This window comes from Diaphorobacter sp. J5-51 (genome assembly GCF_001023515.1).
Taxonomy (GTDB): Bacteria; Pseudomonadota; Gammaproteobacteria; order Burkholderiales; family Burkholderiaceae_C; genus Diaphorobacter; species Diaphorobacter nitroreducens.
Genome location: NZ_JSYI01000002.1, coordinates 1 through 23,878 on the forward strand (window position 1 = coordinate 1; position 23,878 = coordinate 23,878).

At 61.4% G+C, this 23,878-nt stretch carries 22 protein-coding genes and 1 other RNA gene; 8 read left to right on the plus strand and 15 right to left on the minus strand.

The features are described from left to right. Nucleotides 1-8: 8 nt before the first annotated feature. The 6 genes from OX89_RS18335 to OX89_RS00405 form a co-directional block, all read right to left on the minus strand. A complete protein-coding gene (locus tag OX89_RS18335) occupies nt 9-479 on the minus strand; it encodes a hypothetical protein (RefSeq protein WP_157497237.1) in 471 nt (156 codons plus the stop codon). A 17-nt stretch (nt 480-496) separates the two neighbouring features. Further along, complete coding sequence (locus tag OX89_RS00385; protein ID WP_047349141.1) at nt 497-2,260, minus strand: AAA family ATPase; 1,764 nt, start codon at nt 2,258-2,260, stop codon at nt 497-499. Beyond that, nucleotides 2,257-3,543 carry a restriction endonuclease subunit S gene (locus tag OX89_RS17750; RefSeq protein WP_084001958.1) on the minus strand — a complete coding sequence of 429 codons (1,287 nt, stop codon included), beginning with the start codon at nt 3,541-3,543 and terminating at the stop codon, nt 2,257-2,259. Before OX89_RS17750 ends, OX89_RS00385 begins: the two co-directional genes overlap by 4 nt. Continuing rightward, the gene (locus OX89_RS00395; protein WP_047349142.1) at nt 3,540-5,183 is read right to left on the minus strand and encodes a class I SAM-dependent DNA methyltransferase; all 1,644 of its coding nucleotides are present in this window, start codon (nt 5,181-5,183) and stop codon (nt 3,540-3,542) included. Before OX89_RS00395 ends, OX89_RS17750 begins: the two co-directional genes overlap by 4 nt. A 25-nt stretch (nt 5,184-5,208) precedes the next feature. Next, entirely contained in the window at nt 5,209-7,470 is a 2,262-nt protein-coding gene (locus tag OX89_RS00400; protein ID WP_047349143.1) for a type I restriction endonuclease subunit R, read from the minus strand. Nucleotides 7,471-7,533: 63 nt separating this feature from the next. Further along, complete coding sequence (locus OX89_RS00405) at nt 7,534-9,030, minus strand: sigma-54-dependent Fis family transcriptional regulator (protein WP_047349144.1); 1,497 nt, start codon at nt 9,028-9,030, stop codon at nt 7,534-7,536. 131 nt (nt 9,031-9,161) lie between these two features. Here OX89_RS00405 and OX89_RS00410 point away from each other — a divergent pair, with 131 nt between their 5' ends. Then, nucleotides 9,162-9,365, plus strand: a complete 204-nt coding sequence (locus OX89_RS00410; RefSeq protein ID WP_047349176.1) for a hypothetical protein — start codon at nt 9,162-9,164, stop codon at nt 9,363-9,365. Between the two features lie 11 nt (nt 9,366-9,376). Continuing rightward, complete coding sequence (locus OX89_RS00415; RefSeq protein ID WP_047349145.1) at nt 9,377-9,862, plus strand: DUF3489 domain-containing protein; 486 nt, start codon at nt 9,377-9,379, stop codon at nt 9,860-9,862. A 581-nt stretch (nt 9,863-10,443) separates the two neighbouring features. Here the strand turns inward: OX89_RS00415 and OX89_RS00425 are convergent. From OX89_RS00425 to OX89_RS00435, 3 genes are read right to left on the minus strand one after another with little or no spacing between them, the layout of a single operon-like run. Beyond that, the gene (locus OX89_RS00425; protein WP_234305464.1) at nt 10,444-12,585 is read right to left on the minus strand and encodes an AAA family ATPase; all 2,142 of its coding nucleotides are present in this window, start codon (nt 12,583-12,585) and stop codon (nt 10,444-10,446) included. After that, entirely contained in the window at nt 12,585-12,830 is a 246-nt protein-coding gene (locus tag OX89_RS00430; RefSeq protein ID WP_047349148.1) for a hypothetical protein, read from the minus strand. Before OX89_RS00430 ends, OX89_RS00425 begins: the two co-directional genes overlap by 1 nt. After that, nucleotides 12,827-13,051 (minus strand): AlpA family transcriptional regulator, encoded by a 225-nt coding sequence (locus tag OX89_RS00435; protein WP_047349149.1) that lies wholly within the window; start codon nt 13,049-13,051, stop codon nt 12,827-12,829. The genes OX89_RS00430 and OX89_RS00435 overlap by 4 nt, the downstream gene beginning before the upstream one ends. 329 nt (nt 13,052-13,380) lie before the next feature. Between OX89_RS00435 and OX89_RS00440 the strand changes: the two genes are divergently transcribed. The 5 genes from OX89_RS00440 (at nt 13,381) to OX89_RS00455 (ending at nt 17,104) form a co-directional block, all read left to right on the plus strand. Further along, entirely contained in the window at nt 13,381-14,268 is an 888-nt protein-coding gene (locus OX89_RS00440) for a hypothetical protein (RefSeq protein WP_047349150.1), read from the plus strand. Nucleotides 14,269-14,278: 10 nt separating this feature from the next. Beyond that, a complete protein-coding gene (locus OX89_RS18340; RefSeq protein WP_157497240.1) occupies nt 14,279-14,659 on the plus strand; it encodes a hypothetical protein in 381 nt (126 codons plus the stop codon). Nucleotides 14,660-14,847: 188 nt separating this feature from the next. Further along, on the plus strand, nt 14,848-15,309 hold the full coding sequence (locus OX89_RS00445) for a DUF2924 domain-containing protein (RefSeq protein ID WP_047349177.1): 462 nt from the start codon (nt 14,848-14,850) through the stop codon (nt 15,307-15,309). Further along, nucleotides 15,306-16,655: a recombinase family protein gene (locus OX89_RS00450; protein ID WP_047349151.1), complete on the plus strand. Its 1,350-nt coding sequence runs from the start codon at nt 15,306-15,308 to the stop codon at nt 16,653-16,655. The genes OX89_RS00445 and OX89_RS00450 overlap by 4 nt, the downstream gene beginning before the upstream one ends. Then, nucleotides 16,652-17,104 carry a hypothetical protein gene (locus OX89_RS00455; protein ID WP_047349152.1) on the plus strand — a complete coding sequence of 151 codons (453 nt, stop codon included), beginning with the start codon at nt 16,652-16,654 and terminating at the stop codon, nt 17,102-17,104. Before OX89_RS00450 ends, OX89_RS00455 begins: the two co-directional genes overlap by 4 nt. 236 nt (nt 17,105-17,340) lie before the next feature. Here the strand turns inward: OX89_RS00455 and OX89_RS00460 are convergent, their stop codons facing one another. The 6 genes from OX89_RS00460 to ompA form a co-directional block, all read right to left on the minus strand. Further along, nucleotides 17,341-17,841 carry a GNAT family N-acetyltransferase gene (locus OX89_RS00460; protein ID WP_047349153.1) on the minus strand — a complete coding sequence of 167 codons (501 nt, stop codon included), beginning with the start codon at nt 17,839-17,841 and terminating at the stop codon, nt 17,341-17,343. Continuing rightward, nucleotides 17,838-18,131, minus strand: a complete 294-nt coding sequence (locus tag OX89_RS00465) for a DUF1778 domain-containing protein (protein WP_047349154.1) — start codon at nt 18,129-18,131, stop codon at nt 17,838-17,840. Before OX89_RS00465 ends, OX89_RS00460 begins: the two co-directional genes overlap by 4 nt. 308 nt (nt 18,132-18,439) lie before the next feature. After that, nucleotides 18,440-18,818, minus strand: a transfer-messenger RNA (tmRNA) gene (gene ssrA / locus OX89_RS17850). 13 nt (nt 18,819-18,831) lie between these two features. Beyond that, nucleotides 18,832-19,509 carry an HAD family hydrolase gene (locus OX89_RS00470; protein ID WP_047349155.1) on the minus strand — a complete coding sequence of 226 codons (678 nt, stop codon included), beginning with the start codon at nt 19,507-19,509 and terminating at the stop codon, nt 18,832-18,834. After that, complete coding sequence (gene ubiG, locus OX89_RS00475) at nt 19,506-20,219, minus strand: bifunctional 2-polyprenyl-6-hydroxyphenol methylase/3-demethylubiquinol 3-O-methyltransferase UbiG (protein ID WP_011805662.1); 714 nt, start codon at nt 20,217-20,219, stop codon at nt 19,506-19,508. The genes OX89_RS00470 and ubiG overlap by 4 nt, the downstream gene beginning before the upstream one ends. 79 nt (nt 20,220-20,298) lie before the next feature. Then, nucleotides 20,299-20,955, minus strand: a complete 657-nt coding sequence (ompA, locus tag OX89_RS00480) for an outer membrane protein OmpA (RefSeq protein WP_011805663.1) — start codon at nt 20,953-20,955, stop codon at nt 20,299-20,301. Nucleotides 20,956-21,181: 226 nt separating this feature from the next. Between ompA and gyrA the strand changes: the two genes are divergently transcribed. Further along, nucleotides 21,182-23,815, plus strand: a complete 2,634-nt coding sequence (gene gyrA, locus OX89_RS00485) for a DNA gyrase subunit A (protein ID WP_047349156.1) — start codon at nt 21,182-21,184, stop codon at nt 23,813-23,815. Nucleotides 23,816-23,878 lie beyond the last annotated feature (63 nt).

Below are 23,878 nucleotides of genomic sequence, written 5' to 3' on the forward strand. Positions count from 1 at the left end.
CCTGGCTTCTAGCAGACTGCGTTCGGGGTTTTGCAGGATTTCCCTAACGTAGTCGTAGCTTGAAAAGCCTGTGCTTGTCCTGCTGCCAGGAGACGACAGACAGAGACATCGATACCGTTGACCGGCTGCAGCGCTTCATCACGGTCATCGTTGAAACCAAATTCAACCTCGGCACGTGCGTCATCGACCAATGCCAACTGGGCAACCCCAGCGAAATCGCAAAGGTTTTTTGCAGATACGTTGCCATTCCACTGCGGCGCGGTCAGCAACGGAGATCTTTCCAATACTTCTTGCCATCGGGGCCGAACGTTCTGCGGCAGAGCCTGAACAGCTTGGTGCAGGCGCGATGCAGGCAAGGAATCACCATCATGCGTAAGCAATCCGGTCCGCTGCCACACATCAAGCAGGCCGTTGTAACAAGCACGTAGCTGCGTCGGCGTCCATGCTGGATCTGGCGCAAGACTATCGGCGTCGATCACAAAGGGGACCAGCATCGTCAGCGCCCCCCAAATTTTTCATGGAATGACTCTTCAAAGAACCCGCCCGGCCAGTCATCGATGAAATCTCCTTCTTCGTCGATCCGAAGTTCGATGAAACGACTGCCGCGCGCCAAGGGCTCTACGAAGACGACACCGATGTCATCAGGACTGATCTTTCCTTCGCGGATTCGGCGCATCAGCCGCAAGATCAAATGCTCGCTGTGCGTTTCCAGGATGAAGGTGTTATTGCGTTCTCCCAGCGCCGCTTCGATGAAAACGTCACCCAGCTCTGCCTGCAGCGCTGGATGTAGGTGAATCTCTGGCTGCTCCATGGCCAACAATTTGTTGCGTGAGCCATAGGCCATCACCAGCACGGGCAACACCTGCGATATGCCAATACCAACGTCGCGGTGGGTAACGACCGTGTTGGTGCGTTGATCGACGAGCACAAGCTCGCGAATGCGATCTGAATCTGATTTCTCTATCGTCTTTACGATTTGAACTGCAGCGCGTTCTGGATCTGAGATTGCCCCTCGAACGTCGAGGAGGTGGTCCATGGCATTTTGTGGAAGCAACGGACTGTCATCGCTCGCTTTGGCGATTTCGACCCACTCGCGGTCATGCGTCAACCCTTCAATGGTGGCGAAATTTTCCTCGGCCAGCTTCCCCTCGATTGCGCCTTCGATTTGATCCAACGCCACCAATGACCGCACCACCAGTTTGTACGGCGTTTTCAGTTTGCTGGAACCCAGCCAACCATTTACCGCATCCCGCACAGAATCGTCGCGACGCACGACGTCCCAGGCATAACCGCCGCCGGCATACCAATTGGCGTCTTCATGTTCGGCAAAGGCCAGATGGCGTGGGGGGAAAGAGCGCAGCGGACCAAGGTACTGCAGCTGCTTGAGATCGTCGGCCAGCGCATCGGCCAGCCCCTTAATCAGGTCGCTCAATGTGCGAGGAAGAACGAATCGGACGGCTTGCGCGATGTCTTCCTTGCGGTTGCCCTTGCTGACGGGGAACAACATACTGACTGGCGACATATCGCCGCCGTCGGTCTTGGGTAGCTCCACACTGGATGGGAAGAACTGCTCGACGCGCACCACGAGTTCCGGCAGCAGTGAGGCGATGGCCTCATTGGCGCCATCAAAATCTTCGGGGCGCATTTCTTCGGACGTGGTTTGCGCCTCAACGATGGCTTTCAGTACTTGGCGAAATACGGCATGGTCGCTGGCGAGGCGGTCCAGACGAAGGTGCCCAGCGTGGGCATCTGATCGCACAGTCGCTGGCCGGCGGCTCATGCGCAGCAATTCCGTGCCGTCGGCGGTGATCTCGATAGAGTCCACTCGCGGCTCCGCACCCGGCTTTGGGCGGTCCTGGTCGTCCAGCTCAATGCCGAGGGCGATGTTCAGGGCCACACTGCTTACCGGGGCCAGCAGTTGTGCCAGTCGTTGGTCCTTGCCTTGGGCCAGTGATGACACCTTGATTTCAGCACCCCATTCGACGCGCTTGTTCAGTTGCCCACGGTGCACGTATTGACGAAAGCCGCCAAGGTCGATGGCGCTGCCGCCCACGTCGGTGTGATGAACGTCCAATCGGGCCAGACTGCGCTTTTCGCGACCGAACTGCGCTTCGTGCGCCAACGCCAGGCTATGAATAAAGCTGGATTTGCCGGCGCTGTTGGGGCCGAAGATCAGCGTGATAGGCTTGAGTGGGATACGCTGAGTATCAGCAAAGGCCTTGAAGTTGCCCACACGCAGGGCTTGCAGGCGACGGGTCATGACAGGACCTCCAGTTCTTTGGGCAGCGGAAGGTTCAGTGCGTGAGCCTGCTGCGCCATCTCAGTCAACAATTCCTGAATGTGAGCCTCGCGCCATCGGGCGGTAAGTTGGCCTGAAAATGCTTGTTTGAGCATTAGTTCAAACAATTCGTCTAATTTTTCTGCAGCAATGCTTTCGCTGCCAAGAATTGTCTCGACCTGCCGCGACAGGGCGCCAAAGTCTTGCTGCTCCTGAAGTGGCGGAAGGGGAACTGGTAATGAGCCAATATCTTTCTGATTAAGACTGGCCTGATTCACAGCTCGCTTACAGCGGCTTCGATAATACGTTCTTACCTCTGGGGTGTTGAGCAATGCAAAAAGATACGTTGGATCAATTCGCGTGGCGTCAGGTCGCAGAAGAAGCAAGTTCATGCCGTGAACCAAGTGTTCCGGTGAGCCTTGGTAGATCGCGGTCTTGCCAATATGGGCTTCGCTGTTGATATGACTGAACAAGATGTCCCCCTCTTGCAAGAGCCATCTCGCTGCCTCTTCGTAAGTCATATCCACATATCGAACACGCCGAGGGTTTATAACGCCGGCCGAAATTGTTTCTATCCGAGTTACTGGGTATCCCTTGCAGTTAGTGTTTTGATCCGTGGTCGTTCCGTTGCGCATGGTGCTCAATAGTTCGCCAAGCGGCAGGACTGGCCAATGCTCATCTTGAAATGGCTTGCCAAAGGCCCGTTCAAAGAGCGTCGGCAGGATGCGCGAAGCCTTGGCTTCGGCCTCGCGGCGCAGGCGGCGCAGGCGGTCTGCTTCGTCGAGCAGTTCGACGATGCGGAATTGCTCAGACGGGGCGACCACTGGAAACGGGATTTCTTCCATCACGGATTTGCGTATGGACGGCACGTGCCCAGGGTTTGCCTGATCTGAAAGCTTCAACTGGAGAAACCAGTAATAAAGAAATTTCGGGTTGGTGCCAGCCTTCGGGACAGCACCCATGACGTTGTTGTCGTAGGTAGCCGGTTTAGTCAGAATTCGCTTCTTTTCAGTGGCAATCGCAGCACCGATCTTCGGGAAAATGACGGTGCCCGCTGGGAAAGCCTTTGCCCCGAGCTCCTTGAGTATTGCGGCGGAAACCGTGTTGGAATGGTTTTCCATAAACACTTCGTTTCCCGCAATGTTCATATCGCTGACCCGAAAAAATGGGAACTCTTGGTTTTCATCGCCCTGATATTCGCGAGGGAACCCGAAGCCGCTCTCCAAGCTGGCGACCTTATGAAGTGGAACAGTGCGCCAGCTCATTCCTTCAGCTCCTGCAGCAACTTCTCCAGCCCTGTCACAACCTTGCGGTAGTCACCCAGCACCTCGGCAACCAGCTCACTAGGATCTTCATCGCTGGTCTTTTCCGCCACGCGCGGCTTCCACTGCCCGGCGCCCAGGTTGTAATCGCCCTCGGCCAACTTCTCGCGGGTGGTCCACCAGCAATTGGGTTCGTCCGTACCGTGCGCCAGCAGGGTGTTAGCCTCCAGCCCCGGTGGGGTGGCGTAGCCACTGGCCTTGTATGCCTTCCACTGCGCGAGCAATTCGGGAATGTCGTTCTTCTCCGGTGTTTCCACGCGGCCGCCACCGGAAATTTTGTCCGGATCGTAGCCGTCGTTCCGGATCTCGTAGAACCAGACCTTATCCAGGCGCTTGGCGGCTTCGGAGGCCGGCTTACGGAACACCAACACGGCGGTCTTCACGCCCGCGTATGGCTTGAATACGCCGGCAGGCAGACTGACCACAGCCAGCAGGTCGAAGTCGTGAACCAGCTTCTTGCGTAGTTCCACGTGCGCTCCGGTGGAGCCGAACAGCAACCCCTCGGGCACCACTACGGCGCAACGCCCACCGGGCGCGAGGTGCTGCATCATCAACGACATGAACAGCAGTTCGCTCTTCTTGCTGTTGGTAGGCAAGTCGGCGCGGATGGAATCCTTGGGCAATTGGCCTGCGAAGGGCGGGTTGGCCAGGATGACCTTGTAGCGGCGGCGCAAATCGTCCTCGGTCAGGCCGCCCATGTCGGAGAGCGAGTTGGCGCGCTTGAGCTTGGCGTGGCGGATACCGTGCAGCACAAGGTTCATCATGCTGATGCGCAGCATCTGGCGCGACACGTCAGTGCCATATACCGAAGCTTCAAGCAGGCTCCAGTCCGGAATCTTTTCGCCCGCGCCCTTGCGGTAGGTTTGCAGGCGGGGGATTTCGGCCTTCAGTTCAGCCAATGATTTCCCCTTTTTCTCCAGCCAGTCTTCACCATAGATGGGGTACTCGCTGATGTGATCAGAATATTTGGCCAGCAGGTAGTCCACGGCATCGATCAGGAAGCCAGCCGTGCCCATCGCAGGGTCGAACATGGAGTCACCGATGTCCGGGTCCACCATCTCGACCATGAAGGCGCGAATCTGGCGTGGGGTACGAAACTGGCCGTTTAGGGAGCTGGAGCCCAAGTGCACCAACAGGTATTCGAAGATGTCGCCCTTCACATCCGGTCCGAGCTTGCGGAATTCGAATCCGTCCAACTCGTCGATCACCTGCTTGAGCACGTTGGGATCAACGATTTCCAGCACAGCATCGCGGAAGTACTCGGCGACCTCAGGCTCATCCTTGGCAAGTGAGGCCATGTAAGGGAAGACTTCGTCGCGGATGAAGTCGCGCAGTTCAGTACCGCTCTTGAAGCGCCAGTGACTCCAACGGTAGCGCTCGGACTGCGCGGGATACAAAAGCGTGGCGTTGCCGCCGGTGGCACCGAGGCGAGCGCGCAGCTCGCGGTCGGACTCCTCTTCATCCAGCAGCTTCAGGAAGATCAGGTAAGAGATCTGTTCGATATAGGTGACGGGGTTCGTCACGCCGCCTGCCCAGAGGATGTCGGTGATGTGATCGAGCTTGCGGCGTAATTGCTGGTTCATGTTTTTTTCCTAATTTCTATCGGTGCTACGCCACCAGGACGGATTGGTTGATCTCGTCCATCACGTTGCGCAGGCCCTGCTCGCCAAACAGTTCGATGCCGATGTTGGCGGCGTTGAGAATGGACAGCGGCGGGGCAAACAGGTCGTCGAGCGAAACCTTGCCTTTCACCAAGCCACGGTTCTTGAGCAGCGCAAGGTATTGCGCCTGCTCGGGGGTGAGGTTCTTGGCCACGAGCCAAGCGCGGAAGTTATCTTCCACACGTTCCTCGCGGCTCTTTATCTTGAGCATGCCCAGCGCGGCGCGGATGAAGTCCACCAAATTGCCACCCGGGTTGCGGTATGCGCGGCGCAGATTGTCTTCATTGAAGTAACGCTGCGGTTGGTTCAGGCGCTGGGCGAGTTGAGCCTCTTCTTCTTCCGACAGTGCATCGCCCGCTTTGACCTTGGCGATGATGGGGTCGGCCTCAGCTTCCTGTTGGACGGTGGTTTCCCAATCCGTCACGTAATCGCGCTTGTCGACGCGCTCGCCGTCCGGACCCACTTCGATATAGTGAACAGCGTCCAGCCATTCATCTTCCAGGCCAAGCTCGATCAGCTCGCGCGGTGTCTTGCCGCCCGGTTGTTTGGGCTTGGGTGCGTAACCACCGCCACCGCTGCCGGAGAAAATGTCGGTGTCCGAGTCGTTGAAATACTCGTGGTTGCGGAAGAAGTCGTAAATGACGAACTTCTCTTTGCCGATGTGCGGTGCTGTACGTGTGCCACGCCCACGCATCTGTTGATAGAGGATGGGGCTGCGCACTCGGCGGCACATCACGAGATGCAGCACCTCGCGGCAATCAAAGCCCGTGTCGAGCATGCCCACGCTGACCGCGACCATGGGCAGATCTTCCTGTTTGAAGCGGCGGATCAGGTCGTCTGCATTGACCACGTCAGAAGTGATGACCTCGGCGTAGCGACCCTTGTGCTCGGGATGCAGGTCATTCAGGTATTGCGCCAGCCGTGCCGCGTGGTGCTTGGTAATCGCAAACACCACCGACTTGCCCGGGCCATTCTTCTGCCCGGGTGCCAACTCCTTGTAGCTCTGCCACGCCAGACGGTCGAACTCTTCCATCATCAGCCGATTGCTGGCCTCATTGGTCCACTTGCGCTCGAACTCGACGGGGTCGTAATGCTCCTCATCGACTTTGGCACCCTCGGACACCAAGGTGGTGATGCCGGTGGCGAATTTGTAGGGCACGAGAAAGCCTTCCTTAAAGGCCTCCTGGATCGGGTAGGAGTAGTCGGGCGTATCGTCCTTGCAGTGATAGAACTGGAACGTGTTTCGCTCGATGTATATGGCCGGGGTGGCGGTCAGGCCGATGTGCAGGGCATCGAAGTGCGAAAGCGCAGCCTGCCACGCGCCGTAGATGGAACGGTGGCATTCGTCCATCACGACCACATCAAAGTAGCCGCTGGTGAACTCGTGATAGCGGCCAATCATGGTTTGCAGCAGGCACACGGTGACCTGCTTTTCCTGCCGGACCATTCCGGGCTTGAGCCAATAGCTGGAATAGCCGGGGAGCAAATCCTGAATGGCCTCGATGGCCTGCTTGGCAAGCTGATCGCGGTCGACCAGGAACAGCACGCGCTCGGCCTGCCCAGCCTGCACGAGGCGCTTGAGGTAAAGCGCGATCAGATCGGTCTTGCCGCAACCAGTGGGCAACTCGATCAGGAAGCGACGCTTGCCCAGTTCGACCGTGCGGTCGAGCGCCTGCATGGCCTCCTTCTGGTAGGGGCGCAGGGAGCGCGTCTCACCCTGGCGCAGGTAGGTGTCCGGGATCGGCACCGTGGCCAGTGGCTTGCGTTCGGCACGCATGTGCACTAAACGCTCAAGATCACGCCGGGAGAAGAAGGAATTGACGATGCGGGCATCGTCATTCTGGTAGTCCCAGAAATAGATCAGTTCGCCGTTGGTGAGGAAAATGAACGGCGCACCGATTTGCTTGGCGTAGGGCAGCGCTTGCTGCTTGGCGGTATAGGGCTGAATGGCCTGCTTTTTAGCCTCGATGATGGCCAACGGGCGACCACGCTGGTCCAGCAATACATAGTCGGCACGACCCGTAGGAATGGCATCGCCATCCGACGTGCTGAAAACAGTGGGTTGCGCCCCCGGCTCGGCCACAAAATGACCGCCTGCGACTTTGACCTCGGTGAGCACCTGGGACTTGTCTGCCGGATTCCAGCCGGCAGCACGCAGCTGATCGTCGATCAGGATGCGTGCGTCGGTTTCTTTGTTCTGGGCGTTCAAGTCAGTACTCCGTGATTACAAAATTTTTTGTTAGTAACAGGTTATAAGCACATGCCGTGCCAACTAGCCAACTCCGTATTTCTGAAGCCAGTTACTCAGAGTCTGATAGCTGCCGATCCCAAGGATTCGAGCGGCCTCGGACTTATTGCCGTGCGTCTTGGCCATGGCGCGCTCAAGGTAGTGGCGCGCGACGTCTCCAATGATGTCCGGTAGAGAAATCGCTTGGTCCAGAGGGCGACCGAGGATGGTGTCAGCCTTTGGTGCGACCGTTACAGCCAAGGACTCGGCCACGTCCTGCGTGGTGATCTTGTCGCCCACGGCCCAAATGCTGGCACGCAGCAGTGTGTTGTGGAGCTCCCGAACGTTGCCAGGCCAAGAGTGTTGAATCAGAAGGTTTCTTGCGGAAACATCCAATTTTTTGTGCTTGTAACCCGGCTGCGATGCAGCCTCGGCGTTGATAGAGGCCAGCATCGAGTCGATCAGAATGTTGAGATCACCCTCACGCTGGCGCAGAGGCGGCAGGAGCAACACACCTACGGCTAGGCGGTGGAAAAGGTCCTCTCGGAATCGACCCTCCCTGATCTCATCGGGCAGGACTCGATTCGTGGCGGCGATAACGCGGATGTCGATGGGCTTGGCCCGTGTGGCGCCGACACGGGTAACTTCACGCTCCTGCAAGACCCGCAGCAACCTGACTTGGGATGCCAGCGGCAGTTCACCGATCTCATCGAGGAACAGGGTGCCGCCATCGGCCGACTCGAAGTAACCAGCCCGTGCTGCGGTAGCGCCGGTGAATGCGCCCTTTTCATGACCAAACAGTTCTGCATCAACCAGTTCTTGCGGGATAGCGCCGCAGTTAACTGCGACGAACGGCTTGGCGTTGCGTGGACTGGCCTGATGGATGGCGCGCGCGAACAATTCTTTGCCGGTTCCGGATTCCCCCTGGATGAGCACCGGCACATCGCGAACCGCCAAGCGATGCGCCATCGCCACGGTGCGTTTCATTGCAGCACAGCGGTGGACGATTGCAGTGAAAGCTGGACTTTCGGGCGGCACGCCCATCATCAGGCGAGTCAGAGCCTCGTCTGCCTGCTTGTCAGCAACAGGCGCAAACTCGGCCGACAACTCAAAGGGAATGCTGACCTCTTTGACACCATGCTCCCGCGAAGACTCGATCAGTTTTGCCGGGTACCGAGTCTTGGCAAGCAGCAGCCAGATGGCTGCCATTGCCGGAGTGCCTGGGCTCAGATGAAACACTAGGTCGCCAAAAGGTGAAGCACGCTTGACTTCCTCTATGACGCCGACGGCGGCACGGAAGATCTCTTCAAAACTGGTTGGACTGGTGAGCTTGGCTTGATGTGACGTCACCGGCACTGACGACTGCCGTCCAACCCACTGGGCGTACACACGGGTCTTCTGGATGCTGTGATCGGACAGCAGGTGCAATGCATCAAAGGGGAACGCCTTGAGCGCACCCAAGATGGGGCCTTGCTCATCGGAGCCTCCGGCCTCCGCAGCGCGCAGGTCAGCATTGCCTAGCCAAGCCAGCAAGATTGCCATGGACTAGAAGATTTTCAATGTAATCACAAGAAATATTGTACTTTGCTCGGGGGTTGATTGAACAGCAGCTTGGCTTCTTGATCGTTCAGCGCGTGAATGGTGGTGTCATCCACCAACCAGGGAGCCCCACGATGAACACCAAGCCCACTGCCCTCGACGCCTATCTCGCCCGCGCCGCCGCCATCCACATCAAGCTGGACCGGCTGCAGCAACTGGCTGACGACCACTTCGGACACGACCCTGAAGCCATCCACTGGGGCCACGTCGGTGACCTCGGGCGGGTGGATCAGGCATTGGATGACCTGCTGGCGATCTTCGACGGCCAAGCCAAGTAAGCGAGGCCGCGATGGACGCCCTGCTCAAACTCTCCCCGGCTCAAAGCCTGCTGCTGCGCACTGCCGCCCGCCGTCCTGATGGGCGAGTGATCTCGCCTGACACGCTGCGCGGCGGCGCACGGGTCAAGGTGCTGACCTCACTGCTGCAGCGCGGGTGGATCGAACCTGCCGACGGCGGCCATACGCTGACCAGCGCAGGCTACGCGGCCATCGGCCAGCAAAGGCCGATACCGCCGGATGACGTCCAGCCAATGGACACCACCGGCGACCTCCAACTTCTGGAGGGCATCCCGATCCGCCCCGGCACCAAGCTCGCCGCGCTGGTGGTGGCGCTGCGCCGTCCGCAGGGCGCGACCAGCCTGCAACTGATGCTGGCCACCGGCTGGCAGCCGCACACCGTGCGCGGGGCGATCTCCGGAATGCTGCGCAAGAAACTCTGCCTAAACGTGGTGCTGGCACACAACGATTCCGGAGAGCGGGTGTATCGCGTGGTCTGATCGGCGCTACCGGGGGTAGTGAATTCAGCTCACGCCCTTGCCGCAAGGGGCTCCAAATCCTGGACACCCTAGTGGCCTTTTCGCGCGGACGGGGTGCAAACCTGCGAACCCGGTACGCACTGTGGTTCGCACTTACGCCGCTCCCTGCAATTCCATCAGATGCTTGCGCTGGCGAGGCTTTGGCCCTCTGGCCCGCGCTGCCGGGTGCGAACCGCAAACCCTGCAAACCTTGTTTTCTGGTCGGACGGTAGCTCAATGCTGCGCTCGCGCCCCCCGTATTGGAATATCGCCAGGAAGGACCCGTTTTGCCTGTGGCGGTCGATGGGGTCGCAAATCGCGACCTCATCCACGCGAGTGAGGTGAGCATTCCCAATGCTCACCCTCTCTTTAGAGAGGAATCACCGGGAACCCGGGAGTGCGTTGATTTCATTGGGTTTTAATCCTTACCAGCTCCGCTGGAAACGATTTGCCCCGGGAACGATTTAAACCCTTGTGTTTGCTGGCGGTAAATCATTCCCACCCCCTGAGCGTTCCCGGTGGGAAAGCGGGAAGCCGGGAACGATTGTTTGGGCTGGGAAGCATTACTCGGCAACCGGCCGACCGGCACTGGCTCGGGTCAGGTGGCCGGTGACGAACACGGCCTTACCTTGGGCGACCGGGCCATCGGGCACGTCGAGCCACTTCACCAGCTTCGAGCCGTCGGCCATGGCGGTGACCAGTTCACCCTGTGCCAGCAAGGCATCCACCCAGCCAGTGAGCCGATGCTTGCCGATGGCGTGGAAGGCGTCGGGCAGTTCGTGGCGGCGCTCGTACAGACCATTGCCGCCGGTCTTGGTGTAGGGCTGGCCATCCCGCGCGGCACGGGCGATGGTGGATTTCAGCGCGGGCAGCAGGTCATCTGGCTCCGGTCGGGTCTGGCGCAGACGGTCGCTGCAATCGACCAGCAAGCCGCTGGTGCTGCGCAAGAAGGTGGTCACGCGCAGGTTGGCGCGGCCATTGGCCTTGACCACACCGCCCATCACCACGCGGCCACGCTCAAACGGTTCGCCCAAGGCCTCGCAGAGCTTCCTGGCCTGATCTTCCTTGGGGTGCCACAGGGCGTAGACCGCCCGCACACCATCGACCAAGCCGCCGGTGCCCCGGATCGCCTCGCGGGCCTGCTCAGGCGTGGAGGCCTCGCGCTTGGCAAAGTGGTGCGACACGATCACCGATGCGCCCGTACTGGCCGCCAGCGCAGCCAAGCGGGAGCAGACGAACTGGGCGTTCTCCGGCACGTTCAAATCCAGCGCGCACAGCGGCTGCAGCGGATCGAGCACCACCAGGCACAGGCTGGGCATGGCCTTGAGTTGCCGCTCCAGATCCATCCACGCCGCCGTGGTCGCGGGGCCTCGGGTGGCGGGATCAGGTGCAAACAGCGGCACCGCGCCTCCAGCATCGGGCAGTGGCAGCACGTAGAGCCGGTCGGGAATCGGGCCCAAGGCGTTGAGCCGGTTGTGCACCTCGATGGCATCGTCCTCGGCGGTGATGTAAATCGCTACGCCATGACCAGCCAAGGCACCGCCGAACAGTGTCGGCGCATTGGCCCAGACGCCGTCGAAAGCTGCGACCTCCCGCGTGAGCGCCAGCAGCAGGAACGATTTGCCGACCCCGCCCGCAGCAGCGATCAGAGCGGCCTGTGCCTGGGGGAACACGCCTTCGACCAGCCAGCGGCGTTGCTGGGGCTGCCCGATGAAGCGATCTGCTGCGCGCCAGCGGGTGATGTCCAGCGCCGGGGTGGCGGTGGCAATGTCGGTGACCGGCTGGGAGGCGCGCAGCAGCGCTTCGACATCAAAGCCTTCCGCCACGGCATCGGCAGCATCCCACTTCGCGGGCTTGTCCTGCGGTACGCTGACGCGCCGGACCGTGGCCCCGATGCTCGCCAGTTTCTGGATGACGGCAGCGGCATAGCGCGCGCCCGCTTCATCGTGATCGGGCCAGACGGCGACCGTCTTGCCTGCCAGCGGCATCCAGTCGGTTTTATCGATGGCCGTGGCCGCGCCACCCATGCCGGTGGTGGCTGCGATGCCCAGTTGCATCAGGGCGTCGGCACACTTTTCACCTTCGACCAGCACCACGGCATCCGCTGTAGCGATGGCGGGCAGGTTGTAGAGCGGACGCGGTTCCGGCATCCGCATCGCCCGTGCCCGCACATCCCAAGGGCGGTACTGTTTGCCGGTGGGTGTGTCGTGACGATAGACGCAGGCCAGCAGGCTGCCATCGGCGGCCAGGTAATCCCATTTGCCGGTGTGCGGGCCGAGATCGTCGTAGGCACGGCTGGTGTGCACTGCGGGAGCGGAAACCATACGCGGCACCATCAGCCAATCGCCCGCGTCTTCCAGCAGGTCGCTGAAATCGGCGGGCAAGTGGTAGCCCCGGGTGCTGGCCCACAGCGCCAGCACATCGCCCGATTCGCCGGTGGCGAAGTCGATCCACAGGCCGCGCTTGGGGCCAGCCAATTCAACCACCAGGCTGTCGCCCGGCTCACCGTGCAGATTGCCGATGAAAAACTGGCTGCCGCGCCGTTTGCCGCGTGGAAACAGGTAGAGCAGCACCGACTCCAGCTGGTCCAGCAAGCGAGCGCGGACTTCGTCTTTGTCGTGGCGAGGCACGATGACATCGGCCGCATCGTTGAAATCAAAGAAGGGATGGCGGGCCACGGTGGTGGCTTGGGTTGTGGTCGCCATCATTGCGTGTGCTCCGCACCCAGACGGGCCTTGAACCAGTCACCATTGGCGCGCACACAGTAGTAGGCGCGACCGGGGCCGGTGTCCTCGGCATCGGGCACGATCCACAACTGTTCGCGGGCGTCGTACCGCCAGCTGCCCGGGCCGAACATTTTGTCGAGCATGGCCTCGATGCCGTGTTCGGTAATGTGGGCACGCAGTTGCCGGGTGAGGTGGTCGCGCTGACGGCGTTGGGCGCGGTTCATTGCCAGATTCCTTCGCTGACAGACTGCCCTGCGGTGCAGCGGCGGGTGCGCTGTGCCTCGTGTGCCGACACATCATTCATGCGGTACAGCACCCGGCTGCCCAGCTTGAGAAACGTCGGGCCATTGCCGGTCATGCGCCAGCGCTCGAGGGTTTTTTCGGAAAGGCCCCAGCGGGCCGCGAGGGTGCGCGGGGTGATCAGTTCGGGCAGCGTGTGTTGCATCGGAATCTCCTGTCGTCAGTGGGGGACGCTGTTCCGTCGAGAGGGATGTGCGCCCGCAATGAGGAGATTCTTCGCCTGCTGATTTCCGAAGGCAAATGGCCAAAATTCGCTTTTGTGCGAAACGGGCACCAATAGCCCCCAAGCGTTACTCTAAATTGCTATCTGCTTCAGGGCTTTTTTACAACAGTGCCCCGGATATCGAGGCCGAGCACGACTGAATCGTGCCCGCAAACCCTCAGCCACCCGCTCCGCCCTGATCGACCTGAACTGTCTCCACGCGGACCATTACACCTGTCTGAACCGTTCTCTATTTTCGACAGGAGCCCGCCGTGAATCTGATCCGCCGCAGCAAGAAATCCACCGACGCCACAGCGAATACCGAATCCCCTTTGAATGAAATCGGGGACGTCAGCGCCGTGGCGCAAATGTTCGAGCGTCTGCGTAAGCAGAACGCCCAATACGATCAGGCCATTGCCGCATTGGTCGCCGCCAACCGCATCACCTGTGGCTGGGACAAACCCGCCGAGCCGGAGATGACGCTGACCATTCAGCGAGATGTACTGGCGGCCTTGGGCGATGCGGATGCGCTGGCCAAGTTCGATCAAGAACACCAGCAGGCGCTGGCACAAGAACAAGCCGCGCGCGTGAAGGCCACGCAGCAGGTGCAGGAAGCGCCGACCCGCGTCAAGGCGCTGGAGCAGTACCTCAACGAACTGGCCGGGCAGATGGTGGCCGGGCTGGATGAGACGCTGATCGATCAGGAAATCCGCCGCATCTTCCGACCCAGCGCGCAGCGGATGCTGGAGGCGGCGAAGCACTTCGTTCAGGCCTGGCGCGAGATGCAGAGTGTGGAAGGCGTGTTGCTTCAACGTGTACGCCTGACCCACACCCGCGTGACGGGCGATGCCTGCACCCGCTATGACCACGAGTTGATCGGGCGTGCGCGCGACGGCGAATTGTTGCCCACGCTCATCGAAGGGCTGACGTTTGAGGAACTGCGAGACCTGAATGACCAGTTCACTCGCACCGACAGCGAACTGGTCACGGCACTGGACAACGCCTTGCGCAGCGCGGGCTTCGACGGCTGGGGCCTGAAGGTCTATCACCCCAAAGGCAATAGCGACGAACGCCGCATCTACGCCCCCGATCCCAATCCGCCGAAGAAACACCTCGACCCCGGCCACGGCCTGTCGACCGTCGTGCGCGTGGATGTGTGAGGGGTGCCGCATGGAAATCCAGCCTTCCCGCCCGCGCTTGCCGGATCGCTTCGGGCCGCTGTCGCCGCGCATCGCGCCAGGGCCAGAAGGTCTGGATCGCCTGCCGGTCCGACAGCAGTCATTGCCACTGGCCGCACACGCCGCTGACGCACGCCCCGTCACGCCGTGGACGGACAACACGGCACCAGACGAGCCGACGTGGACGACGCCGGGGCGTGAGGCCTTTGCGCCGGTGCGGAGGCTGCGCCGCCCGGTACTGCGCCGTCGGGTGCGGGTGTGGTGGGAACGCTGGCTGCTGGCAGCGCTGCGCCTGACCTTTCGGCTGGAGCGCTGGTGGCGCAGACGGCAACGCAAATACCCATGGCAGCGGCAACGAACACGGCGCCGGTGAAATGGGTCCTTCCTTCAGAGAAACCCATACGGGGGGCGCGGGCGCGCTGCCCCGTCAGCGACAGAACCTGAAACCGGGTTACCACCCGGGTTACCGGTTACCACCTGATCGAAAGAGCGCGGTTTGACTTGGCTTCTGGCCGCCACAGCGCGTTCATGGACCTGTCTCAACCACAGGAGAAATTCGAAATGACGGACACACCCAACGGCAGCATCTCGGCCCAATTGGCCGCACTGCCGTCCCTGCCGATGGCCGAGCTCTGGGCGCTGTGGGATCAGCACTTTCCCCGGCGGCCCAGCCACCGCAACCGCAATTACGTCGAATCGCGTCTGGCCTACCGCATCCAGGAGCTGACCTACGGCGCACTGCCCACCAACATCCGCAAGTTGCTGGTTGAGGCCGGCGCCAAGCATTCCAAGATCAAGTCGGCCGCGGGGCGCAGCGCGCAGACCCTGCTGATGCCCGGCACCACGCTGATCCGGGAATGGGATGAACGCGAGTACCGCGTGACGGTCACGCCCGATGGTCTGTATGCCCTGGATGGCCAGGTGTTCAAGAGCCTGTCGGCGGCGGCGCGCCACATCACCGGTACGCGATGGAATGGGCCGAAGTTCTTTGGTCTGCGCGGCGGCAAAGGGGATGGTCAATGAACGCGCCTTTACTCGTTCCGCCCAAGCGCTGCGCGGTCTACTGCCGCGTGTCCAGCGACGAACGGCTGGACCAGTCCTTCAATTCCATCGATGCCCAGAAGGAAGCCGGGCACGCCTTCATCAAGAGCCAGAGCCACGAGGGCTGGATCGCCGTGGCCGACGACTACGACGATGGCGGCTACTCCGGCGGCAACATGGACCGGCCCGCGCTGCGCCGCCTGATGGCTGACATCGAGGCCGGAAAGGTCGACATCATGGTGGTTTACAAGATCGACCGGCTGTCACGCTCGCTGGCGGATTTTGCGAGGATGGTCGATGTGTTCGACCGCCACCGGGTCAGCTTCAGCGCCGTCACGCAGCAGATCAACGCGGCCACCTCGATGGGACGGCTGATGCTCAACGTGCTGTTGTCCTTCGCCCAGTTCGAGCGCGAGGTCACCGGCGAGCGCATCCGCGACAAGATCGCCGCCAGCAAGGCCAAGGGAATGTGGATGGGTGGGCCGCTGCCGCTGGGGTATGACGTGCGCGACAGGCTGCTGGTGATCAATGAAACCGAGGCTGCCCTGGTGCGCCGAATCTTCAATGACTTCGTGACCGTTCGCTCGGCCACCCTGATGGTCAAGACCTACGGCGCGGAAGGCGTGGTCACCAAGGGAGGCAAGCCCTTTACCAAGCAGACCATCTACAAGATGCTGCACAACCGGATGTACCTGGGCGAGATCGTCCACAAGGGGCAGAGCTTCCCCGGACAGCACCAGGCCATCATCACCCAGGCACAGTGGGATGCGGTTCAAGCGCTGATCGCCACCGATGGCATCGAGCGGCGGCGCGAGACCAACGACCGCCAGCGGGAACCGGTGTTGTTGCGCGGCCTGCTGTTCACGCCCGATGGCGAACGGCTGGTGCCGAGCTACACGGTCAAGAAGGGCAAGACCTACCGCTACTACAGCCCGATCAAACACCGGCGCTTTGGTGCGTGGGCCAGCAGCCACGGGCCGTTACCGGCGGCCCCCATCGAGGAATTGGTGACCCAGCAGATCGTGGCGTCGCTATCGGCCCCGCAAATTGTTCAGTCGGTGTGGGATCGGATTCGGACAACCCGTCCAGACCTGTCGGAGCCTGAGGTCGTGCTTCCGATGCGAAATCTGGCGGGCCTGTGGCAACAGCTGTTCCCCGTTGAACAGTGTCGACTGGCGCAGCTACTGATCGACCGTGTAGTGATTGCCGACAGCGGGCTGGAAATCATCTGGCGCGATCAGGGCTGGCAGGAACTGGCCGGGGAACTGCTGCCCGGCACCATTGGCGCGGAATTGCAGGAATGGGAACAGCAGGAGGTGGAGGCATGAAGCCCAAAGTGCAGCCCTTGGGCGCAGCCATCGCCCGCGAACGCCGGGATGGCGGCGAGGTCAAGCTGTCCACCTTCATCCCGCTGAAGATCAGGAAGCGCGGCGCCAGCAAGGTGGTGGTGCGGCCGGATGGGGCGGTCGAGTCGCCGGGCAAGGTCGCCACTCAGATCGACCAGCCCTTGCTCGTGGCACTGACGCGGGCCTTTTACTGGCAGAAACTGCTCGACGACGGTGTGGTCGGCAGTGGCAGCGAGATCGCCCAGCGCGAAGGCCTGCACCACTCGACGGTCAACGAGCTGCTGCGTCTGACGCTGCTGGAGCCGGCCATCATCCAGAGCATCCTGGCCGGGCAGCAACCCAAGTGCATGAGCCTGCTGTGGTTCCAGCGCAATCCGCTGCCGACCGACTGGGTGGCGCAGCGGGAGGTGGTGGCGGGGTTCGACGCCTGACCGAGTTACGAGCCCTCGATGACCCGTGCCACATCACTGCGGCATTCGGCGCATTGGCCCACCAGCAGCAAGTCGCCACCCTTGATGGTGCCGCTGAAATTGGTGATCGTGGTTTCGTGACGGCACTGGCCGCACCAGACGTTGGACAGCAGCCGCTAGCGAATGTCGGCAGGGATGGACTCCCAGCGCTGGCGGGCCGGCTTGGTAAAAGTGGGCAGTGATTCGATGGTCATGGTTCAGCGGACCCAGCGACGGGCATCCTTCAAGAGCAGCAACAATTGCTGTTCGCGCAGCGGTGACGCGATGAACCCGAACCGGGTGTAGAACCTCGCCGCTTCTTCATCGATGGGGTGGGTCAGCATGGCGCGGATGCCGGCCTGCTCGGCAATCAGCATCGTGCGGCGAATCGCATCCTGCAGCAAACCGAAGCCGATGCCTCGCCCCTGATCCGCTACCGAGACAGCGAGCCGCGCCAGAATCACAACTGGCAATGGGTACTGCCCCATCCCCTTGCGGATGCGCTCTGGCGCTTCCAGCGTGTCGACTTGTCCCACGGTCAGACTGAAGTAGCCCGCCACGCGGCCATCGTCCTCGGCAACGACAAAGGTCTTGGCCGAGCCACTGCCCTGCGCCTGGCGGGCGTGGCGCAACAGCCAGTCATTCAACGCGGGCTTGCCGCAATCAAAACCTTCCAGCCGATGCTGCGCGGCCAGCGGCTCCGGTGAGCGCAACGTCACTTCGTGTCCCAGGGCGCCTTACGGGCAAACAGGTCGCGCAAACCCTCGTTGGCCTGTTCGGGGCGATCCAGCAGATCCATAAGGGCCCGGTACTGGCTACCCGAGACCATGAACAACCGCTGATCGAGCAGGGTCTGCTCGGCGGCCAGGCACGCGCTGTCGAGGATGAAGTCGGTCAGCGATTTGTGGGCCACCTCGGCGGCACGGCGCAGCACCACCTCCTGTTCGGGGGTAGCGCGCAGCCCAAGTCGGGAAGAACGGGCGGAAGGCGACGATGCAACGGCAGTCATGGCAGCACCTCTTTTGTTAGATCAACTGCCGCAATGTTAGTACAAGTGACGAACGCTGTCTAGTTACACTGGTGACCGGTCGCCTTGGTTGACGATGAACCGACGCGCGTAAGTTGTTGATTTTGCTAGGCCACCATCTGCGCCTACCCGCAGGCCAAACGGAGAACAGAGACAGCTCCGGCCGAGAAAGTGGCCGATTTCGGGCGTTTCGGCAGCAGGCCACCCGCAGCACAGACGGCCGGAACCCCGCGTGGTGCGGGGATTTCGGGCAAGAAAAAGGGCCCGGAGACTATCCGAGCCCTTGTGTATGGTGGAGCTGGCGGGAATTGAACCCGCGTCCGCAAGCCTTCTTCGGGCAGATCTACATGTTTAGTGCTCTGTTTTCATTCTTGCATCTCACGTCGCGCAGGCACACGCTACGCAAGATGCCAGCACCCTTGAATCTCGTGCCATGCCAAGGTGCCCGGCATGCCACCAGCTGATGTAAATTCCCTTGCAGCCGGGAGGCCTTGCGGCCCCCTTGCCCAGCCCATCAGCGTGCTGTTGCAAGGCTCACCGGTATTTAAGCGGCGAGTGCGAAACGTTCGTCGTTTGCAGTTAGTTTAGTGAATGGAGATTTACGAGCGTCACTCAAGCTCGACATGCACCGCTCCGATTCCGAACCCACGTCGAAACCGGGACAGCCCCTTGGATGACTATTTTAGTCCAGGCCCACCAATTTCAAGAGGTCAAGGGGGGAATAAATCTCTGCATCCGCGCCCCAACTCTTCGGGGAGGCGCCCGAGCCAAGATAGCCGTACATGGCCACCACGGTTTTCATGCCTGCAGCTTGCCCTGCCTGAATATCTCTTTCGTCGTCACCGACGTAAATGCACTCGTGCGGCTCCAGCCCCAGGCGCCGTGCAGCCTCCCACAAAGGCTCTGGGTGGGGCTTGGAATACGCAGTGGTGTCTCCACTGACGATGGCCCCCGCATTGGCGAAAAGCGCCACGCGCTGGGCGATGAGCGAGGTAAAACGCTCCACTTTATTGGTCACCACACCCCATTTCAACGGACGATGCTCAAGAGTAGCCACCAATTCCTGGATGCCAGGAAACAATGCCGTTTGGTCGTGGATGCATTGCTCGTAGTTGGTGAAAAACTCTTCCCTCAAGCGGGGAAAGTCCGGATGGTCCGGCGTGATACCGAATGCCACCGACAACATACCCCTCGCGCCCGCGCCGGCCAGGGGACGATAGGCCTGCAGCGGCAGCGAAGGGAGCCCGCGGACGGACCGCAACTGGTCCGCAGCAAAGCCCAGGTCAGGCGCACTGTCAATCAAGGTACCATCCAGGTCGAACAACACCCCGCGCACCGCCGTGAAAGACACCTCGCTCATGCAGTTGGCCGCCTGGTAGCGAACAGGTAATTCACATCGGTATCCCCGCTCAGCCAATAGCGGCCGGTTACGGGGTTGTACTGCATGCCGCGCGTATGCAACACATCAAGGCCCGCCTGGCGGCATGCGGATGCCAGCTCACTAGGGCGGATGAATTTGGCGTACTCATGCGTTCCCTGGGGCAGCATCTTGAGCAGGTATTCCGCCCCCACGATCGCCAACGCAAAGGCCTTCGCATTCCGGTTGATCGTAGAGAAGAACACCCATCCGCCTGGCTTGACAAGGCGCGCGCATGCGGCCACGACCGACTGGGGATCGGGCACATGCTCCAGCATCTCCATGCAGGTGACCGTGTCGAACGACCCAGGACACTCGTTTGCCAACTCCTCGACGCTGATCTCCCGGTACTGTACGCGCGGCGTTTCCGCCTCCAGGGCATGGAGCCGCGCCACGCGCAATGCCTTGGACGCCAGGTCGATCCCCGTGACCTCTGCCCCCTTGCGGGCCATGGAGTCCGACAGAATTCCCCCGCCACACCCCACGTCGAGAACCTTGCGCCCTTCCAGAGGCGAGAGTTGATTGATCCAATCCAGCCGCAACGGATTGATTTGGTGCAGCGGACGGAATTCGCTGTCGGGGTCCCACCAGCGATGGGCCAGTTCCGAAAACTTGGCCAACTCAGCGGGATCGGCGTTTACAGAAACAGTCATGTTTTCATTGTCCCATCTGCAACGAGCAAGGCATAAAAAAAGCCCCGTTGCCGGGGCTTTTTTGTGACCGATGGATCGATCAGTTGGCGCGGGTACCAACCACTTCGATTTCCACACGGCGGTTCTTGGCGCGACCTTCCTTGGTCTTGTTGTCCGCCACGGGCTGCTTTTCGCCCTTGCCTTCGGTGTAGACGCGGTTCTTTTCGATGCCCTTGGACACCAAGTAAGCCTTCACGGCTTCAGCGCGACGCACGGACAGCTTCTGGTTGTAGGCGTCGGTACCGATGGAGTCGGTGTGACCCACGGCAATGATCACTTCCAGGTTGATGCCCTTGACCTTGGAAACCAGGTCGTCCAACTTGGCCTTGCCTTCGGGCTTGAGGACGGACTTGTCGAAGTCGAAGAAAGCGTCGGCTGCATAGGTCACCTTGCTAGCGATAGCAGGTGCGGGGGCCGGAGCGGCAGGAGCTGCGGCTGCAGGAGCGGGTGCAGCTGCGGGAGCAGGAGCAGCAGCCTTCACCAGAGCGCCGTCGCAACCTTCAGCAGCGGTTGCGGGGGTCCAGTTGGCGTCGCGCCAGCACAGTTCATTCGTGCCGTTCTTCCAGACCAGCTCGCCCGAGCCGTTTTGCCAGTTATCGATGACCTTACCGCCGTCTGCCGCCTTCACTTGAGCAACAGCCGAGGTAGCAAGCACAGCAGAGGCCAACAACATCGCCACTTTGTTCAGTTTCTTCATGGTTCTCCTCTTGGGGAAAAAGCCGCAGCCGCGCTGCGAATCAGGGACGTCGTCAGTGACCATCACCAAAAACGTTGAAATGATTGTGCCATACGTAACAAGGCCGGGGCTGCTTTGACGAGGTGCAAACCGTAGGACAAAAGCGCAATCCCAGGGATGTGTTGCTCAGCTACTACAGGGCGTTGCACCTAAAATGGCCGCTTCCTGCCGCCACCCCTCCGTCGACATGACCCAGTTTGCCAAAGAAACCCTGCCCATCAGTCTCGAAGAGGAGATGCGGCGCAGTTACCTGGATTACGCGATGAGCGTGATCGTCGGGCGCGCCCTGCCCGACGCGCGGGATGGCCTGAAGCCTGTGCACCGGCGCGTGCTGTTTGCCATGCACGAACTCAACAACGATTGGAACCGGCCTTATAAGAAGTCCGCCCGTATCGTTGGTGACGTGATCGGTAAGTACCACCCCCACGGCGACAGCGCGGTATACGACACGATCGTGCGCATGGCGCAAGACTTCTCTCTGCGCCACATGCTGGTGGACGGCCAGGGCAACTTCGGCTCAGTGGACGGCGACAGCGCCGCGGCAATGCGCTATACCGAAATCCGCCTGTCAAAAATAGCGCACGAGATGCTGGCGGACATCGACAAGGAAACGGTCGATTTCGGCCCGAACTACGACGGCAGCGAGAAGGAACCGCTGGTGCTGCCGAGCAAGCTGCCCAACCTGCTGGTCAATGGATCGGCCGGCATCGCGGTGGGCATGGCAACCAACATCCCGCCGCACAACCTCAATGAGGTGGTGGATGCCTGCTTGCACCTGCTGCGCCAGCCTGACGCGACGGTGGACGAACTCATGGAGATCATCCCCGCGCCCGACTTCCCCACGGCCGGCATCATCTACGGCATCAACGGGGTCAAGGAAGGCTACCGCACGGGCCGCGGCAAGGTGGTGATGCGCGCCAAGTGCCACTTCGAGGACATCGACAAGGGCCAGCGCCAGGCCATCATCGTTGACGAGCTGCCCTACCAGGTCAACAAGAAGACGCTACAGGAGCGCATGGCCGAGCTGGTGCACGAGAAGAAGCTCGAAGGCATCAGCCACATCCAGGACGAGTCGGACAAATCCGGCATGCGCCTGGTGATCGAGCTCAAGCGCGGCGAAGTACCCGAGGTGGTGCTCAACAACCTGTACAAGCAGACCCAGCTGCAAGACACCTTTGGCATGAACATGGTGGCGCTGGTGGACGGCCAGCCCAAGCTGTGCAACCTGAAGGACCTGATCGAGGTCTTCCTGCAGCACCGCCGTGAAGTGGTCACGCGCCGCACGGTGTTCGAGCTGCGCAAGGCCCGCGAGCGCGGCCACGTGCTGGAAGGCCTGGCCGTGGCGCTGGCCAACATCGACGAGTTCATCCGCATCATCCGTGAGTCGCCCACGCCGCCCGTGGCCAAGGCCGAACTGATGGCGCGTTCCTGGGACAGCCAGCTGGTGCGCGAGATGCTCACGCGCACGCGCGCCGATGGCGGCATGGTCAACGCGGACGACTACCGCCCCGAAGGGCTGGAACGCGAGTTCGGCATGCAGGAAGGCGGCCTGTACCGCCTGTCGGACACGCAGGCCCAGGAAATCCTGCAGATGCGCCTGCAGCGCCTGACGGGCCTGGAGCAGGACAAGATCGTGGCCGAGTACAAGGACGTCATGTCGGTCATCGAGGACCTGCTGGACATTCTGGCCAAGCCCGCGCGCGTGTCCACGATCATCGGCGAAGAGCTTTCCACGCTGCGCCAGGAGTTCGGCCAGTCCAAGGTGGGTGCGCGCCGCAGCACCATCGAGCACAGCGCCCAGGACCTGTCCACCGAGGACCTGATCACGCCCACCGACATGGTGGTCACGCTGTCGCACACCGGCTATATCAAGAGCCAGCCACTGTCCGAGTACCGCGCGCAAAAGCGCGGCGGGCGCGGCAAGCAGGCGGCGGCGACCAAGGAAGACGACTGGATCGACCAGCTCTTCATTGCCAATACGCACGACTACATCTTGTGCTTTTCCAACCGCGGCCGGCTGTATTGGCTCAAGGTGTGGGAAGTGCCCTCCGGCTCGCGCAACTCGCGCGGGCGCCCCATCGTCAACATGTTCCCGCTGGCCGAGGGCGAAAAAATCAACGTCGTGCTGCCCCTGACGGGCGGCATGCGTACCTTCCCCGCCGACCACTATGTGTTCATGGCGACCAGCATGGGCACGGTGAAGAAGACCGCACTGGACGAGTTCAGCAACCCCCGCAAGGGCGGCATCATCGCGGTGAATCTGGATGATGGCGACTACCTGATCGGCGCGGCGCTGACCGACGGTCAGCACGACGTGATGCTGTTCTCCGACGGCGGCAAGGCCGTGCGCTTCGACGAGAACGACGTGCGGCCGCTGGGCCGCCAGGCGCGCGGCGTGCGCGGCATGATGCTGGAGGACGGCCAGAGCGTGATCGCCATGCTGGTGGCTGAGGATGAGAACCAGAGCGTGCTCACCGCCACCGAGAACGGCTACGGCAAGCGCACGAGCATCGTCGAGTACACCCGCCATGGGCGCGGCACCAAGGGCATGATCGCCATCCAGCAAAGCGAGCGCAACGGCAAGGTCGTGGCCGCCACGCTGGTGCATGCCGACGACGAGATCATGCTGATCACCGATACCGGCGTGCTGGTGCGCACCCGCGTGTCCGAGATCCGCGAACTGGGCCGCGCCACGCAGGGCGTGACGCTGATCTCGCTGGACGAAGGCGCCAAGCTCAGCGGACTGCAGCGCATCGTGGAGAACGACGCGAACGCCGCTGATCTCGATGCAGCCGACGCCCCGCCGCCTGCTGACGCCTGAAACCGCTTCCAAAACGATAGCTGCCAGCGCTTGAATGACAAGCGCTGGCAGCACATTTGACCC